We start from the raw sequence: 16,204 nt of genomic DNA, 5'->3' as shown, positions 1-16,204 counted from the left end.
CGGGACCGTACCGACCGGTGGGTATGGGGTCAACGGGTTGGACGGAGGAAAGTTCCCGGGCGGCTCCGACCTGCGGACATGGCGTTCGAGCAGCACGGATACCCCGGCCGCTACGGCGGCCGGGGTGTGGCGTGACAGCGGCTCTAGAAGACGACCATGGCCCGGCCACCCTTGCCCGCGAGCATGTTCTCGAAGGCCGCAGGGATGCCGTCGAGGGCGATCTGCTCGGTCACCAGCGCGCTCAGGTCCAGCCGGCCGGCGCGGATGTGCTCCGCGAGGACCGGCAGGTCGGCGGCGGGGTCGGAGTTGCCGAAGACGCAGCCGGACAACGTGCGGCCCCAGTGGAACAGCTCGAGAGCGTGGAAGGTGACCTGCTGGTCCTTCCCGCCGATGCCGACGACCGTGGTGCGGCCGCCGCGGCGGGTGGAGTCCCAGGCGGCGCGGATCGTCGAGGCGCGGCCGACGCACTCGATCGCCACGTCGGCGCCGCGCTTGCCGGTCAGCGCCCGGATGTCCCTCGCCGTGGTGTCGGAGGCGACGACGTACTCGGTGGCGCCCGCGCCGCGCGCCAGTTCCTCCTTCTCCGGGGAGACGTCGACCGCGATGATCGGGCCCGCCCCGGCGATCCGGGCGGACTGGAGCGTGGCCAGCCCGACCCCGCCGACACCGAAGACCACGACGGACTCGCCCTCGCGCACCCGGGCGGAGTGATGGACCGCGCCGTAGCCGGTGAGGACGGCGCAGCCCAGCAGGGCCGCGTCCGTCAGCGGGACACCCTCGGGGACGGGCAGCACGCAGTTCGCGGCGACGACCGTCTCCTCCGCGAACGCGCCCACGTTCAGGCCGGGATGGAGTTCGGTGCCGTCGGCCGCGACGGCGTGCACCCGTCCCGCGCCGGTCAGCGCGTCGGCGCACAACCACACCTCGCCGATGGAGCAGGCGTGACAACTGCCGCAGGCCGGCGCCCAGTTGAGGACGACTCCGTCGCCGGGTGCGACATGGGTGACGCCCTCGCCCACGGCGAGGACGGTGCCCGCGCCCTCGTGGCCGAGGACTGCCGGGACGGGCAACCGCATGGTGCCGTCGGAGAGGGACAGGTCGGAGTGGCACACCCCGGCGGCGGCGAGCCTGACCCGGACCTGGCCGGGGCCGGGCTCCGGCAGCGAGATCTCGGTGATCTCCAGGGGAGCGCCGACGGAGGGCAGGACGGCTGCACGGACCACGATGGTTTCCTTACCGCTCAGAACTGGAGGGACTTGGTCTGGAGGTACTCGGCGAGGCCGTGCGGCCCGAGCTCCCGGCCGACGCCGGACTGCTTGTAGCCGCCGAACGGCGCCAGCGGGTTGAAGCGGCCGCCGTTGATGTCGACCTGTCCGGTGTCCATACGGCGGGCGAATGCCACCGCCTCGGAGTCGTCGCCGGCCCAGACGGCGCCGGCGAGGCCGTACACGGTGCCGTTGGCGATCGCGAGGGCGTCGTCCTCGTCCTCGTACTTCAGGATCGACACGACCGGCCCGAAGATCTCCTCCTGGGCGATGGTCATGCCGGGGGTGACGTCGGCGAAGACGGTGGGGCTGACGTAATAGCCGATTCCGAGTGGCGCCTCGGGGCCGCCGGCCACCAGCCGGGCGCCCTCCTCGATGCCCTTCTCGATGTAACCCCGCACCCGCTCCTGCTGCTTGGCGTTGACGAGCGGGCCGACCCGTTCGCCGGGGACGTACTTGGCGACGGCGGCCGCGGCGAGCTCGACGGCCTCCTCGTACCGGTCCCTGTGCACGAGCATCCGGGTCCACGCGCTGCACGTCTGGCCCGAGTTGGACATCACGTTGGCGATGCCGACGTTCACCGCCTTGGCCAGGTCGGCGCTGGGCAGGATCACATTGGCGGACTTGCCGCCCAGCTCCAGCGCGACCCGCTTGATCGCGCCGCCCGCCGTCGCGCCGATCTTCCGGCCGACCGCGGTCGACCCGGTGAAGGACACCAGGTCGACGTCCTCGTGCTCGGCGAGCGCCTGGCCGGCCACCGGGCCGAGCCCGGTGACCAGGTTGAAGACGCCCGCGGGGATGCCCGCGTCGTGGACGGCCTCCGCGAAGAGCTGCGCGGTGAGCGGGGTGTCCTCCGCCGGCTTGAGCACCACGGTGCAGCCGGCCGCCAGCGCCGGCGCCACCTTGGCGACGATCTGGTGCAGCGGGTAGTTCCAGGGCGTGATCGCGCCGACGACACCGACCGGCTCCATCAGCACGGTGGATGTGCCGATCTTCTCCTCGAACGCGTAGGAACCAGCGAGCTCCGCGTAGGAGCCGGCGACCGCGACGGGCAGGCTCGCGTGGACCGCGAGCGCCAGGGCGGGCGGCGCGCCGAGCTCGGCGGTCACCGTCCCGGCGATCTCCTCCGTGCGCCGGCCGAGCTCGTCGCGCAGGGCCGCGATGTGCTGCGCACGCTCGGCGGGCGGCGTCGCCGCCCAGCCCGGGAAGGCCGCGCGGGCGGCGCGTACGGCGGCGTCGACGTCCTCCGCCGTGCCGGCCGGCACATGGGCGATGACCTGCTCGTCCGCGGGGTCGACGACCGCGATCGTCTCCGGTGCCGCGGCAGGCCGCCACCGGCCGCCGATGTACATGCCGTCGTGGGCCTTCATCGCTCTCCTCCACGCCTCGCGGTAGTGTCCGCGCCCCAAACTAGCGCCGTTAGTTTTACGGCGCCAGGGCATCCGGCGTGCTGGAGGCCACTTCGTGGCAAGTACTCAGGCGTCGAGGCCCGGGACGTCCATGGGAGCGGGGCAGATGCGGCGGCCCTGGTGGTCGAAGACGTAGAGGTGGGCAAGGTCGACGAGCAGCGGCACCTGGGCGCCGGTGCGGAGCCGGAGGTCGGGGCCGGTACGGACCACGAGGTCGCTCGGCGCGGTGATCCTGCTCTCGTGGGCGGGCTCGGGTACCGGGTCGTCGAGCACCGCCACCGGCCCCGCGACCTGCGCCATCGCCCGGTCCTTGAGCCGGGTCAGCACTCCGGGGCCGGCGCTTCTTCGGCGGCGTACGGCGGTCTGCGGGCGCGGTGACTCGAGATCGGCGACCACGGCGGGCCGGGAACCGGTGTTGAAGTGCACCAGCGCCTCGTGACCCTGGTACTCCATGTGCTCGACGATCCCGGTCAGCACCACCTCCCCCGGGCGGGCCTGACTGGGCGGCGCGATCCGGGCGGCCTCCGACCGCAGACCCACGATGATCTGCCGGCCCTGCTGGATGCGCAGCAGCTGATGGTCGGGGCTGAGGGGCTCGGGCAGCGGCAGCCGCTGCCGGCCCAGATCGATCGACATCCGGCCGTCCAGCGGCGCGTGGACGACGGCCTGGAGCAGATTGATCCGGGGCGTTCCGATGAACGCGGCGACGAAGACGTTCGCCGGGAGGGCATAGGTGTCCCTCGGGGAGCTGACCTGCTGGAGCACGCCGCCGCGCATGACGGCGACCCGGTCCCCGAGCGACATGGCCTCCGCCTGGTCGTGCGTGACGTAGACCGTGGTCACCCCCAACTCCGCGGTCAGCCGGGCGATCTCGGCCCGCAGATGGTTGCGGAGCTTGGCGTCGAGATTGGAGAGCGGCTCGTCCATCAGGAAGACCGAGGGCCGCCGGGAGATCGCCCTCCCCATCGCGACGCGCTGGCGTTCGCCGCCGGAGAGCTGCGCGGGGAACCGGTCGAGGATGTCCTCGATACCGAGCATCCTGGCGGTGGCCTCCACCCGCGGGTTGCGGTCGGCCCGCGGGTTCTCGAGCTTCAGCGGGAAGCCGATGTTCTGCCGGTTGGTCATGCTCGGGTAGAGCGCGAAGTTCTGGAAGACCATGGCCATGTCGCGTTCACGCGGTGGGATGTCGTTGGCGTACTCGCCGTCCAGCAGGAGCTCGCCCTCCGTGATGTCCTCCAGTCCGGCGATCATCCGCAGCACGGTCGACTTGCCGCAGCCGGAGGGGCCCAACAGGACGAGGAACTCCCCCGGTCGGACACCGAGGGAGAAGTTGTCGACGGCACGGGGAGCACGGCCGTATCTCTTGCTGACGTTGTGCAGAGCGATGGCGCGAGTCATAGGGTCCCGCCCGGGATGAGAAGGGGCAGCTGCGTCGCCAGAAGCTAGCCCACTATGTCCCGTCAGGGAATGGATCGCGCACGATGCGAGGGGCGCTTGTTACGCACGTGTCCACCATGCGAGACCACCGCCGTCGAGCGGCCGGAAGAGCCCTTTCCGTACGGTGGACACGCCGCCAACTCCCCCCGGCCGCAAGGCCACCGGCCGTCCGTGCGCCGCACGGCCGCGGGGCCGGGGCCGACCGGGGGCCGGCCCCGTACGCCCATGACCGGATCACACCTGCCTGACGTCCGTGAGGTGCGCGAAGACGACGACGTTGGCGGAGTAGCCCGTCTTCTTGTCGAAGCTGCCGCCGCAGGTGAGCAGCCGTAGCTCGGGCCGGCCAGTGTGGCCGTACACCTCCGCGTCGGGGAAGGCCTCCTTCGTGTAGGTGCGCACCTTGTCGACGGTGAACACTGCCGTCCGCCGGTCCGCGCGGGCGATGTTGACCTTGTCACCGGGTTTCAGCGCGTTGAGGTTGAGGAAAATGGCGGGACCGGTCTTGGTGTCGCGGTGGCCGACCACCAGGGCGGTGCCCTTCTCGCCCGGCGCGGGCCCCTTCCGGTACCAGCCGACGAGACGCGGGTTGTTCACCGGAGGGGCGGTGAGCCGGCCCTGCCGGTCGAGACCGAGCCCCATCACGGGCGACTCGATCATGATGGCCGGGATGGTGAGCCGTCTGGCCGGTGAGGGCGGCAGCGCGAGTTCTCCCCGACCCCCCGCGGACGGCGCGGCCGTCGGGGTGGGCGCCGCGGGCCGGGGCGACCGCACCGCCTCCGGCGTCCGGGACGGCGGCGGCACCGTGGCCACCGGTTTCGCCGGTTCCGCGGAGCGGACGGTGAGCGGCGGCAGGTCGATCACGTTCGATCCGCCGTGCCCGGCCGGACCGCCCGCCGCGGCCGGCTCGTTGCGCCCGGGGGCCTTCGCCTCCCGCCCGGCAGACTTCGCGTCCCGCCCGGCGGCGCTCTCGTCGATCTCTTCGGCCTCGGGCGTCTTCACGCCGAGCGGGCTGTCCGCCGCGACGGTGACCGGCGGCGCGTCCGGGGGTGCGTCCTGACACCCCCGGACGACGCCGGTGACCAGGGTGGCCGTCACGCTGAGCGTGATGGTCAGACGGCAGGCCCGGCTGGGTCCACGTCGTCGGCGTCGGCGACTCGGTACGTTACGCGGCGCCATGGGCGCGGCGGCGTGCCCGTCGGACGAGGACCAGCCCGGCCGCACCGGCCGCGCCCGCGACGAGCGCCGTCGCCGCGGCGACGGAGGAGCCGTCGTCCCCGGTGCCCTCGCTGCCGTCGCCGGCCACGCCGCCGCCGCCCGCGGGCACCGCGCCGTGGGGCGCGTCCTTGTCGTCCTTCTCCCAGATCGTGCCGCCCTTGTCGTTCTCCGGACCCTTGTTCCCGTTGTTCTTCTCACCGTGCTTGTCGCCGTACTTGTCGCAGTCGACCTCGAAGACCTTCTGCTTCGGCACACCGGTCGGGACCGTCCAGGCGAGCAGGTAGTCACCGTCGGGGAGTGCGTACTCCTCGGTGTGGCCCCGCCCGGCGTGCAGCACGAGACTGTCCGTCAGGGTGGGTCCCGCGGCCGTGGGGGGCTGCGGGGTGATGGTCCAGGTGACCTGATCCAGGCTCTCGAAGTTGAAGGCGCTGAGGCTGAACTTGCAGACTCCCTTGATGTCGTCCCGGGTGTCCCAGTGCTCGACGCCGGCCTTGTGGATCTTGATGTCGCCGCTGTCGCCGATGGCGGCGAAGGCCGCGGGCGCCGACGCCAGCGTCATGCCGGTGTAGGCCAGGGCGGCAAGGGCGGCCGCCGCCGTGCGGACACGGCGGGGGCGGAGAGTTGCGGTCGTGCTCATGCGAGGCTCCTTCAAGCCGATGCGATTGTCATACTGATCACGCGATCGCCTGACTAAATGTCACGAATTCGGCATGAAGACGCATCGAAACGCTGAGAAGCCGTCAGAAATGCCCCTACTAGCGGACACCCCGGCTGTGCCGACCGGGCGATTCGGCCGCGTCGGCCCTCTGCGCGGCACTGCCCGGCGCACCGCCGCGCGGACCGTCCGCCCCGGCCGCCGCCGGCCCGGCCCCGCCGGACTGCCGGGAAGGGCCGCCCGCAGCGCCGTCCGGAGCGCAGCCGTCCGGGCCGCCGGTCACCACAGGGTCGCGCCCGGAGCGGCCGGTGCGTACCGCGGTCCCGCCCGACATCACCAGCAGCACACCGAGCATCACGAAGGGCGCCGCGGCACCGGCGAGCCCGGCGACCAGTCCGGCGGAGGCCGGCGCCGCGACCTGGCCGAGACGGTTGCCGGTCAGCCGCAGCGCGAGCGCCGTCGAACGCGCGCCGGCCGGGGCGGCCTGCACCACCGTCGTCATGGACAACGGCTGCCCCACGCCCAGGCAGAAGCCGAGCGCCGCCAGCATCAGCGCCAGCGCCCACAGGGGCACCGGCAGCGCGACGCCCGCGCACAGCACCCCGCCGAGCAGACAGGTCACGGTGAGCAGGGTGGTACGGCCGAGGCGGCGGATCATCGGCGTCATCACCAGCCGGCACGCGATGGTGGCGGCCGCCCGCAGGCTCAGCAGCAGGCCCACGACGGTGGGCGCGACACCGCGGTGCTCGCCGAGCACCGGCAGATACGCGGTGAGGATATCGGTGGCCGAGAGCACGGCGAGGCTGATGAAGATCCCCGCCGGTACGCCGCGGGTACGCAGGATGCGGTGCACGGGCACCTTCGCCGCGGCCGCGTCCCGCTTGTGCCCGGGTCCCTCGTGGCGCAGCTCGATGCGCCACATCGAGGTCAGCGAGACGGCCGCCACGGCCGCGGACACGACGAGCGCCAGCGCACTCGTACGGGCCATGTCGTCACCGATCAGCGCGCCCGCGGCCATCGGTCCGGCCAGCTGGCCCAGGGAGGCGCCGATGGTGAAGTGCCCGAAGTTGCGGTCCTGTTCGGCGGGGGCGGAGCGGCGAGCGACGATGGACTGGGCGCCGATGACGAAGCAGAGGTGGCCGAGTCCCATCACACCGCTCCACGCGGCCATCGCCGGCAGCGAGCCGGCGAGTCCGCTGAGCGCGCAGCCTCCGGCGATCAGGGCGACGCCCGCGTACAGCAGCGGCGTACAGCGGCCATGGTCGGTCCTGCGGCCCAGCGGTACGGCGGCGAACAGCGGAAGCAGCGCGTACACACCGGCGATCACACCGATCGCCCGCTCGTCGGCGCCGAGCGACAGCGCCCGGTACGAGACGGCCGGGCGCGCCATCGACACCGCCGCCTGGGCGAACCCGAAGGCGATGACGAGGCGCAGCAGCCAGGGACGACCCATGTCAGACGATGCCGAAGAGGATCCCGGCCCCCAGCACCACCAGGCTGGTCAGGGCCGCCCACTTGACCGTGAAGCGGGTGTGGTCGCCGAACTCGACCTTCGCCATGCCGACGAGCACGTACACCGCGGGGACGAGCGGGCTGGACATGTGCAGCGGCTGGCCGACGAGGGAGGCGCGGGCGATCTCCAGCGGCGAGACACCGTGGGCGGCGCCCGCCTCGGCGAGGACCGGCAGCACACCGAAGTAGAAGCCGTCGTTCGACATGAAGTACGTGAGCGGCAGGCTCAGGACACCCGTGACGATCGCCATGTGCGGGCCCATGCCCTCGGGGATGGCGCCGACGAGCCAGTCCGCCATGTGCTCGACCATGCCGGTGCCGGTGAGGACGCCGGTGAAGACGGCGGCGGCGAAGACCATGCCGGCGACGTTCAGGACGTTGTCGGCGTGGGCCGCGATACGGGCCTTCTGGTCCGCCATGGACGGGAAGTTGACGGTCAGGGCAAGGGCCGCGCCGAGCAGGAAGAGCACCGGGATCGGCAGCAGCTCCATGATCATGGCGGTGAGAAGGGCCAGCGTCAGACCGGCGTTGAACCAGTACAGCTTGGGCCGCAGCGTCGCGCGGTTCGGGTCGAGGCCCTGGAAACCGCCGTCCTGCGACGGGGATTCGTCGCCCGCGCGAGGGGCCCCGGCGTCCGCTCCCGGACCGGATCCGGTGCCCTCGGCACCGGCCGCGGAGCCCACGGCCCCGGCGTGTTCGCCGCCACCGCCGGCCTTGACGAGCACCGTGCCGGGCTCGGGCTCGAGCGCCTCGTCGAGCGTGAGGTGTCCGAGGCGCTTGCGCTCGCGCCGGCCGAGGACGTACGCGAGGACGAGCACGAAGAGCAGTCCGGCGCCGAGGGCGGGGATCATCGGCACGAAGATGTCAGCCGCGTCCAGCTTGAGCGCGGTGGCCGCCCGGGCGGTGGGACCGCCCCAGGGCAGGGTGTTCATGACGCCGTTCGCCGTGGCGGCGATGCCGGTCAGCACGACCAGGCTCATCTTCAGGCGCTTGTAGAGCGGATACATCGCCGAGACCGTGATCATGAAGGTGGTGGAGCCGTCGCCGTCGAGGGAGACGATGGCGGCGAGCACCGCCGTACCGATCACGATGCGCAGCGGGTCCGCCTTGCAGAAGCGCAGGATGCCCCGCACGATCGGGTCGAACAGCCCGACGTCGATCATCACGCCGAAGTACACGATGGCGAACATCAGCATCGCCGCCGTGGGGGCGAGGTTCCCCACGCCTTCGAGGACGTAGTCCCCGAGCTGTGCACCCTGCCCGACGGCGACACAGAAGAGTGCGGGGATGAGGACCAGCGCCGCGATCGGCGACATCTTCTTCATCATGATCAGGACCAGGAAGGTCGCGATCATGGCGAAGCCGAGGACTGTCAGCATGGGGACACCTAACGTTCATCCTTGAACTGCCACCGGAGGAGCGGCCCACCGGTGGGTCCGGATGACGTTAGGTGTCGCCATCTGCCGTTAACAAGGTGTTGACCCGTGAGCAATACGAGCAAAACCCCAGGTCATCGGCTTGACGCTACATCCACCGGGATGGCGTTGAGCACCGCGGTGCCCGACAGGGGATCCAGCCGGGAGCCGTCGAGCAGCTGGTTGACGTTGACTCCCGGACGGCCGGCGGCCACCGTCATGCGGATGCCGGGACGGTCGTGGCCCCAGCCGTGCGGCAGGCTGACGACACCGGGGCGCACCGAGTCGGTGATCTCGACGGGGGCCTCGACACTGCCTCCGTCCCCGGTGACAGATGCCGTGGCCCCGTCCTCGAGTCCGAGCCTGGCCGCGTCGTCGGGGTGCATGTGGAGGGTGCACCGGTTGGAGCCGCCGTTCAGCGCGGGCACGTTGTGCAGCCAGCTGTTGTTGGAACGGAGATGGCGGCGGCCGACCAGCACGAGGCCCTCCGGCCGGGTCGCGAGGGCCGTGCGCAGCCTCGGCAGGTCGTCGGTGATGGGGCCGGGCAGCAGTTCGACGCGCCCGCTGCGGGTCCGGAGGATCTGCGGGACGCGGGGCCGAAGGGGGCCGAGGTCGACGCCGTGCGGAGCCTCCAGCAGCATGTCGAGGGTCAGGTCGTACGCGCCGAGACGCAGCATCATGTCGAGACGGCGCTCGGCGCCGGTGCGTCCGGTGAGTTCGGCGGCCACGTCTTCCGCCGCCCGGCCGTGCACGGGGGAAGCGGGGTCGGTGACCGCCTTGCCGAGGGTGCTGTTGATGACCATGTCGTCGACGGCGGACGGTTCTGCGCCGTGCATGCCGGAGACTGCGAGGATCAGGCGCGCGTGGATCTCGCACTCGTCCATCAGCCCCTCCTCGAGCGGTACGGCGGCGGGGCTGAAGCGTGCCTGGTTGCTGACGGCGAGCGCGTTGAAGGCGAAGTCGAAGTGCGCACTGCGGGAGGGCGGGGGCGGGGGCAGCACCACGTCGGCGTGGCGTGACGTCTCGTTGAGGTAGGGGTCGATGCTCACCATCAGGCCGAGGCCCGACAGTGCCCGGTCGAGGCGGTCCCCGTCGGGTGCGGAGAGCACCGGGTTGGCCGCGATCACGATCAGGGCACGGATCTGCCCTTCGCCCGGCGTCTCGATCTCCTCCGCGAGGGCGGCGACGGGCAGTTCACCCTTGGCCTCCGGGTGGCCGCTCACCCGGCTGCTCCAGCGCCCCAGGGAGAACCCCTTGCCGGGCGCGGCCGGGCGCGGGGCGCGTTCGGTGGCGGACAGCGGGAAGAGGGCGCCGCCCGGCCTGTCGAGGTTGCCGGTCAGCACGTTGAGGACGTCGACGAGCCAGCTGGCGAGGGTGCCGTGTTCGACGGTGCAGCTGCCGATGCGCCCGTAGACGGCCGCGGTGGGCGCGCCCGCGAGCTCGCGGGCCATCGTCCGGATCTCCTCGGCGTCCATGTCGCAGGCTTCCGCCACGGCCTCCGGCGTGAAGTCCTTGACGGCGGCCTCCACTTCGGCCACCCCCTCGACATGGTCGGCGAGCGCGCCGAGGTCGGTGAGCCCTTCCTCGAACAGCACCTGGGTGAGGGCGGCGAGCAGCAGCGCGTCGGTGCCGGGCCGGATCGCGACGTGCCGGTCGGCGAGCTGGGCGGTGCGGGTGCGGCGCGGGTCGACGACGGTCAGGGTCCCGCCGCGGCGGCGGAGTGCCTTGAGCTTGCCGGGGAAGTCGGGCGCGGTGCACAGGCTGCCGTTGGACTCCAGCGGGTTGGCGCCCAGCAGCAGCAGGTGGTCCGTGCGGTCCAGGTCGGGCACGGGGATCGCCGTGGCGCTGCCGAAGAGCAGTCCGCTGGAGACGTGCTTGGGCATCTGGTCGAGCGTCGAGGCGGAGTAGACGTTGCGGGTGCCCAGCGCGGAGAGCAGGACGGGCGGGTAGAGGCCGCCGGCCATGGTGTGGACGTTCGGGTTGCCGAGGACGACTCCCACGGCGTTCGGTCCGTGCTCCTCGATCAGCGGCCTGATCCGGGCGGCGATCAGGTCGAAGGCCTCCTGCCAGGTGGCGTCGCGCAGTTCTCCGTTCTCCCGGATCAGGGGGGTGCGCAGCCGGTCCGGGTCGGCGTCGAGCTCACCGAAGGAGGCGCCCTTCGGGCAGATGAAACCCCGGCTGAAGATGTCGTCGCGGTCGCCGCGGGCGCGGGTGACGCGGCTGCCCTCGATGGTGAGGGTGAGCCCGCAGGTGGCTTCGCACAGCGGGCAGACCCGGAGTGCGGTGCGGGCGGGCTCCTCCGGGGCGGTGGTGGTGGATACGGCTGGAGCGGTGCGGGACACGGGTCCTCCCCGGACGGGCGTGGGCGGCGACGGCGTGGACGGCGGCAGGGACGCCGAACCGAGCATACCGACCGGTATGCATGTGCGGGAGGGTCTTTCACGCCCGGTTTTCCCGCGATCCGGAGGCCCCCAGTACCTGGGAGAGGTAGGCGCGTAGCAACCGCCGGGCCTCCGCGATGATCGCCTCGTCACCCCCGGCCCTCGACCGGAACGCCAGCTGCAGCAGCGCGTCCGCCGCCTCCACGCACACCAGTACCGCCCTGCGCAGCTCCGTGCCGGACTCACGCCCCAGATGCGAGGCCAGCAGCTCGCCGAGCCGGTCGGCGACCTCGCGGTGCACCCCCTCCACCGGCGCGCCGACCGGCAACTGCGCGCCGAAGTCGACGAGGGTGAAGCCGGGGCAGGTGCGCTTCATCGCCAGGTACTCGTCGAGCATCACATCGATCGCGGCGCTCCAGTCCTCGCCGGAGCGTGCGGCGAGCCGCCGGGTGACACGGTCGGCGTAGGCGTCGAGATTGCGGTGGCCGAGCGCGACGACCAGCGCGCGCTTGTTGCCGAAGAAGCGGTAGACCGACCCGATGGGCACTCCCGCCCGCTCCGCGACCGCCCGGGTCGACAGCTGCTCGTAGCCGCTCTCGTCCAGCAGCGCGGCGCACGCGTCGAGGATGCGGGCGAGCCGGTCGGCGCTTCGCCGCTGGACCGGACGGCGGCGCAGTGGTGGCTGGGACACGCGGCCATCATGCCGGTCCATTGCCGTTGACGGGGCGGAGGTGCAATCCTACGGTTGTCCATAGGAATGGATTGAGGAATCCTTCAGCACCAGGAGCGGGCGATGAGTGGCACCGGACAGGCGCGGAAGATTGTCGAGGGGTTGACGGAGGCGTCGTTCTCCCCCGGCTTCGGCAACGAGCACAGCTCGGAGGCGGAGCCGGGCGCCCTTCCGCACGGGCGCAACTCCCCCCAGCGCGCCCCCCTCGGCCTCTACGCGGAACAGCTCAGCGGCTCGGCCTTCACCGAGCCCCGCGCGCACAACCGCCGGTCCTGGCTGTACCGCATCCGCCCGTCTGCCGCGCACCCTCCCTTCGTCCGCGTCGACAACGGCCGCATCCGCACCGCTCCCTTCACCGAGACCGTGCCCGACCCGAACCGGCTGCGCTGGAACCCGCTGCCCGAACCGGCCCCCGGCACCGACTGGCTGGCCGGGCTGTGGACACTCGGCGGCAACGGCGACGTGACGCAGCGCACCGGCATGGCCGTGCACCTCTACCACGCCGATACGTCCATGACGGACCGGGTGTTCAGCAACGCGGACGGCGAGCTGCTGATCGTCCCCGAGAGCGGCGGGCTGCTGCTGGTGACCGAGTTCGGGCTGCTGCCCGCCCGGCCCGGGGAGGTCGCGCTCGTCCCCCGCGGCGTCCGCTTCCGGGTCGAGCTTCTGGACGCCACCGCCCGCGGCTACGTCTGCGAGAACTACGGGCAGCCCTTCGAACTCCCCGAGCTCGGCCCGATCGGCGCGAACGGCCTGGCCAACGCACGCGACTTCCTGGCCCCTGTCGCCGCCTACGAGGACGTCGAGCAGCCGGTCGAGGTGGTCAACAAGTTCTGCGGGAACCTGTGGGCGGCGACCTACGACCACTCCCCCCTCGACGTGGTCGCCTGGCACGGCACCCATGTCCCGTACGTCTACGACCTGCACCGCTTCAACGTCATCGGGACGATCTCGTACGACCACCCCGACCCGTCGATCTTCACGGTGCTGACCTCGCCCTCCGACACCCCGGGTCTCGCCGGTGTGGACTTCGTCGTCTTCGCACCGCGCTGGCTGGTCGGCGAGGACACCTTCCGCCCGCCGTACTTCCACCGCAACGTGATGAGCGAGTACATGGGGCTGATCGAAGGCGCCTACGACGCCAAGGCCGAAGGGTTCGTCCCCGGCGGCGGCTCCCTGCACAACATGATGTCGGCGCACGGCCCCGACCGGGAGACCTTCGACCGGGCGAGCGCGGCCGAGCTGAAGCCGCAGAAGATCGACGACGGGCTTGCCTTCATGTTCGAGACCCGCTGGCCGGTGACCGCCACCGCCCAGGCGGCGAACGCCGACCATCTGCAGATGGGCTACGACGACGTGTGGCAGGGTCTTCAGCGCCACTTCAGGTCGTAGTTCGTCGTAGTACGGAGATGCCGTGACCTCCTTCGCCCCCGACTCGCTGGTCCTGAACCGCAAGCTGCCGCTGTGGTACCAGGTCTCGCAGTCCCTGCGCGCCTCGATACTGGGCCGAACGCCAGAGGCGTCGCTCCGGCTGCCCACAGAGGAACAACTCGCCCAGCACTACGGCGTGAGCGTGCTGACCATGCGCCAGGCGCTCAAGGAGCTGGAGGAGGAGGGCCTGATCAGCCGCCACCGGCGGCGCGGCACCTTCATCGAACCGGGGGCACGCCGGGGCGCGCCCCGCCGGCTACTGGGCTCGATCGACGCGATCGTCGCCCAGCAGTCCGGCGAACGCACCACGGTCCTCGGCCACGGCCCCGAGCCGGTGCCGGTCGAACTCGCCGAGTACTTCCCCGGGGCCGCCGAGGTCGTGGTGTACCGGAGACTGCGGTGCGACGGCGACAGCGGCGAGCCCACCAACTGGGCGGAGAACGCCCTGCATCCCGACGTCGCCGCCGGACTGGACATCGCCGACCTGGAACGCTGGCCGATGACCAAGGTGCTGCGGGACGCCCTCGGGGTCCGCATCAGCCGGATCACCGACACGGTGGAGGCGCGGCTCGCCGACCCGCGAACCGCGGAGCTGCTGCGGGTACCGCTACTGAGCCCGATCCTGCACTACACCGGTGTGACCTACGACGACACCGGCCGGGTCGTGGACGTGGCACGCATCCGCTACCGCGGGGACCGGTTCTCCTTCTCGGTCACCGTGGATGCCGCGGACTGAGCCTGACTAGCATGCGGACGGTGACTGCTCTCACCGAGGACGTGCCGCTGCTCGACGACCTGATGCCCTGGTCCGTGGCGCCGCTGCGGCTGGGCAGGGACTGGGTGATGGCGCCGGACGCCGCGTCCCTGCGAGCCCGCTGGGACGCCCTCGTGAGGGCCGGGGACGGCACCCGGGAGACGCTGTTCCGGGTCTCCCGGGCCCGGGGCACGCACGGCACGGTGGCACAGCTGCCGGGCCAGTCCACCGGTACGGGACGCCTGGCGCGCGAGACCGGCCGCTGCCCGGAGCCCGTACGGGTGCTGCACGGCGCCTTCGACGAACAGTGGCTCATCCCCGACCACCGGCTGATCGACGTCGCCCGGCCCGAGTTGTGGCGGGTACGCGACGAGCGGCAGCTGTTCGTCGTCGAGCAGGGACACGTACCGAAGGCCGCCGGACCGGCCCTCGTGGTCACCGCCCTGCTGCCGGACGGCCGTTCGGCAGCAGGGCGTCCCGGCCGCGTCCGGCCCCTGTACCGGCGGCCCGGCGGACGTGAACCCAACATCACGCCCGGCCTCGCCGACCTGCTGGCCGAGCGGTACGGGCAGCCCGTCGACGCCGAGGACCTGGCCGCCTGGACGGTCGCGGCCGCGTCGCCCTCCCCCGCCGGATGCGTGGTGCCCCTGACGGCGGACGCGGGCGTCTGGTCCGCCGGGGTCGCACTCGGCCACGAGATGATCCGAGTCATGCTGCGCGGCGCGCGCGGCGGCGACCGCCCCCGGCTGCCCGGCGGCCGGCGGCCCTACGTCCGCGCCGCGCTGCCGGCCCGGCCGGACTCGATCGCCTACGCCCCCGAGGACGAGGCCCTGCTCCTCGGCGGCACCGGCCGTATCTCCCCCGTCCCGCAGACCGCGTGGGACTTCGAGGTGGGCGGGGTCCGGGTGCTGGAGCTCTGGTTCGACCGGCGCACGTCGACAGGTGAGGCGGGCACGCTGGAGGCGCTGCGCCCACCTGCCTGGCCGCAGGAGTGGACCTCCGAGCTGCTGGAGCTGGTCACGGTCCTGGCACTGCTGGCGGAACTGGCACCGCGACGGGCGGCGCTGACGGGACGCCCCCGGATCTCAGCGACGGAACTCCGCACGGCGGGCGTCCTGCCCCCGCCCCCGGCGACCCGCCGCCCGGCGTCCGTCCTCGACCACCAGGAAGAGGGCCCGGAGGGCCAGTTCGCCCTCCTGTGACGCGCCCCGGGCCACCTCGACGGCCTCCAGGCCGTGGGGCGGCGCGGAAACGCCCCCGCGGCGGCCCCGCAGCGCCGTCAGGCGAACGCGTCGATCACCCGCCTCAGCACCCGCTCGAACGTCTCCTCCGCGTCCCCCGGCTCCGCCGCCTCGCTGAGCGCCACCGCCAGCCGCGGGTAGTTACCGCTCGTTGCCTGCCCCGCCAGATACGCGTGCCGCGCCGCCTGTTCCTGCTCCGGCGACCACGGGAGTGACCTGGCGCGTTCGGCCGTCGCGAGTTCGTTCGCGACCGTCGTCATCACCGTGCCGTTGACCATCCCGATCAGTTCGAACTTCGTCCCGTACGGCGCGTCCAGGCTCTCCAGCGCGCACATGCACCACTCCAGGTAGCGCAACACGTTGGGGCCGAAGCCGTACAGCGGCGACATCGCACGGGCGAGCCATGGATGGCGCAGCATCATGGCCCGCGCCTGACGGGCGAGGGCGAGCATTTCCGCGCGCCAGTCGTCCGACGGCTCCCCCAGCTCGTACTCGCCGCTGACCGCGTCGACCATCAACTCGTACAGGTCTTCCTTGCGGGGCACGTAGTTGTACAGCGACATCGTGCCGCAGCCCAGCAGCGCGGCGACCTTGCGCATGGAGAGGGCGTCGATGCCCTCCTCGTCCGCGATGCGCACGGCGGCCGTCGCGATGTCACTCCGGCTGTATGCCGGTTTCGGACCTCTGCCCGTGCGCTCGGGGCGCGCCCAGATCACTTCCGGTTCGGCCGCTCGGCCCGCCATGGATCATCACCTCCCC

At 72.2% G+C, this 16,204-nt stretch carries 13 protein-coding genes; 3 read left to right on the top strand and 10 right to left on the bottom strand.

What is annotated here, in order from left to right; genetic code table 11:
- Positions 1–143: 143 nt before the first annotated feature.
- The 9 genes from GLX30_RS28035 to GLX30_RS27995 all read right to left on the bottom strand — a co-directional run bounded on the left by GLX30_RS28035 (position 144) and on the right by GLX30_RS27995 (position 12,001).
- Complete coding sequence (locus tag GLX30_RS28035; protein WP_159693490.1) at positions 144–1,223, bottom strand: zinc-binding dehydrogenase; 1,080 nt, start codon at positions 1,221–1,223, stop codon at positions 144–146.
- Positions 1,224–1,240: 17 nt separating this feature from the next.
- Positions 1,241–2,635 (bottom strand): aldehyde dehydrogenase family protein, encoded by a 1,395-nt coding sequence (locus tag GLX30_RS28030; RefSeq protein WP_159693488.1) that lies wholly within the window; start codon positions 2,633–2,635, stop codon positions 1,241–1,243.
- Between the two features lie 105 nt (positions 2,636–2,740).
- Entirely contained in the window at positions 2,741–4,072 is a 1,332-nt protein-coding gene (locus tag GLX30_RS28025; protein ID WP_159693486.1) for an ABC transporter ATP-binding protein, read from the bottom strand.
- A 273-nt stretch (positions 4,073–4,345) separates the two neighbouring features.
- A complete protein-coding gene (locus tag GLX30_RS28020) occupies positions 4,346–4,972 on the bottom strand; it encodes a class F sortase (protein ID WP_159695291.1) in 627 nt (208 codons plus the stop codon).
- Positions 4,973–5,273: 301 nt separating this feature from the next.
- The gene (locus GLX30_RS28015; protein ID WP_159693484.1) at positions 5,274–5,963 is read right to left on the bottom strand and encodes a hypothetical protein; all 690 of its coding nucleotides are present in this window, start codon (positions 5,961–5,963) and stop codon (positions 5,274–5,276) included.
- 118 nt (positions 5,964–6,081) lie between these two features.
- Entirely contained in the window at positions 6,082–7,434 is a 1,353-nt protein-coding gene (locus GLX30_RS28010) for an MFS transporter (RefSeq protein WP_159693482.1), read from the bottom strand.
- 1 nt (position 7,435) lies between these two features.
- Entirely contained in the window at positions 7,436–8,872 is a 1,437-nt protein-coding gene (locus GLX30_RS28005) for a citrate:proton symporter (protein ID WP_159693480.1), read from the bottom strand.
- A 131-nt stretch (positions 8,873–9,003) separates the two neighbouring features.
- On the bottom strand, positions 9,004–11,250 hold the full coding sequence (locus GLX30_RS28000) for a molybdopterin oxidoreductase family protein (RefSeq protein WP_159693478.1): 2,247 nt from the start codon (positions 11,248–11,250) through the stop codon (positions 9,004–9,006).
- Positions 11,251–11,347: 97 nt separating this feature from the next.
- Positions 11,348–12,001, bottom strand: a complete 654-nt coding sequence (locus GLX30_RS27995) for a TetR/AcrR family transcriptional regulator (protein ID WP_159693476.1) — start codon at positions 11,999–12,001, stop codon at positions 11,348–11,350.
- Positions 12,002–12,082: 81 nt separating this feature from the next.
- Here GLX30_RS27995 and hmgA point away from each other — a divergent pair, with 81 nt between their 5' ends.
- The 3 genes from hmgA to GLX30_RS27980 are packed head-to-tail and all read left to right on the top strand — an operon-like array spanning position 12,083 to position 15,406.
- Positions 12,083–13,411 carry a homogentisate 1,2-dioxygenase gene (gene hmgA / locus GLX30_RS27990; protein ID WP_159693474.1) on the top strand — a complete coding sequence of 443 codons (1,329 nt, stop codon included), beginning with the start codon at positions 12,083–12,085 and terminating at the stop codon, positions 13,409–13,411.
- 22 nt (positions 13,412–13,433) lie between these two features.
- On the top strand, positions 13,434–14,186 hold the full coding sequence (locus tag GLX30_RS27985) for a GntR family transcriptional regulator (RefSeq protein ID WP_159693472.1): 753 nt from the start codon (positions 13,434–13,436) through the stop codon (positions 14,184–14,186).
- A gap of 11 nt (positions 14,187–14,197) precedes the next feature.
- Positions 14,198–15,406: a type ISP restriction/modification enzyme gene (locus tag GLX30_RS27980; RefSeq protein WP_159693470.1), complete on the top strand. Its 1,209-nt coding sequence runs from the start codon at positions 14,198–14,200 to the stop codon at positions 15,404–15,406.
- A gap of 77 nt (positions 15,407–15,483) precedes the next feature.
- Here GLX30_RS27980 and GLX30_RS27975 read toward each other — a convergent pair whose 3' ends face one another.
- A complete protein-coding gene (locus GLX30_RS27975; RefSeq protein WP_159693468.1) occupies positions 15,484–16,188 on the bottom strand; it encodes a TetR/AcrR family transcriptional regulator in 705 nt (234 codons plus the stop codon).
- Positions 16,189–16,204: the final 16 nt, after the last annotated feature.

It is taken from the genome of Streptomyces sp. Tu 2975 (assembly GCF_009832925.1).
Taxonomy (GTDB): Bacteria; Actinomycetota; Actinomycetes; order Streptomycetales; family Streptomycetaceae; genus Streptomyces.
This window is presented reverse-complemented; position numbering and strand designations above follow the sequence as displayed.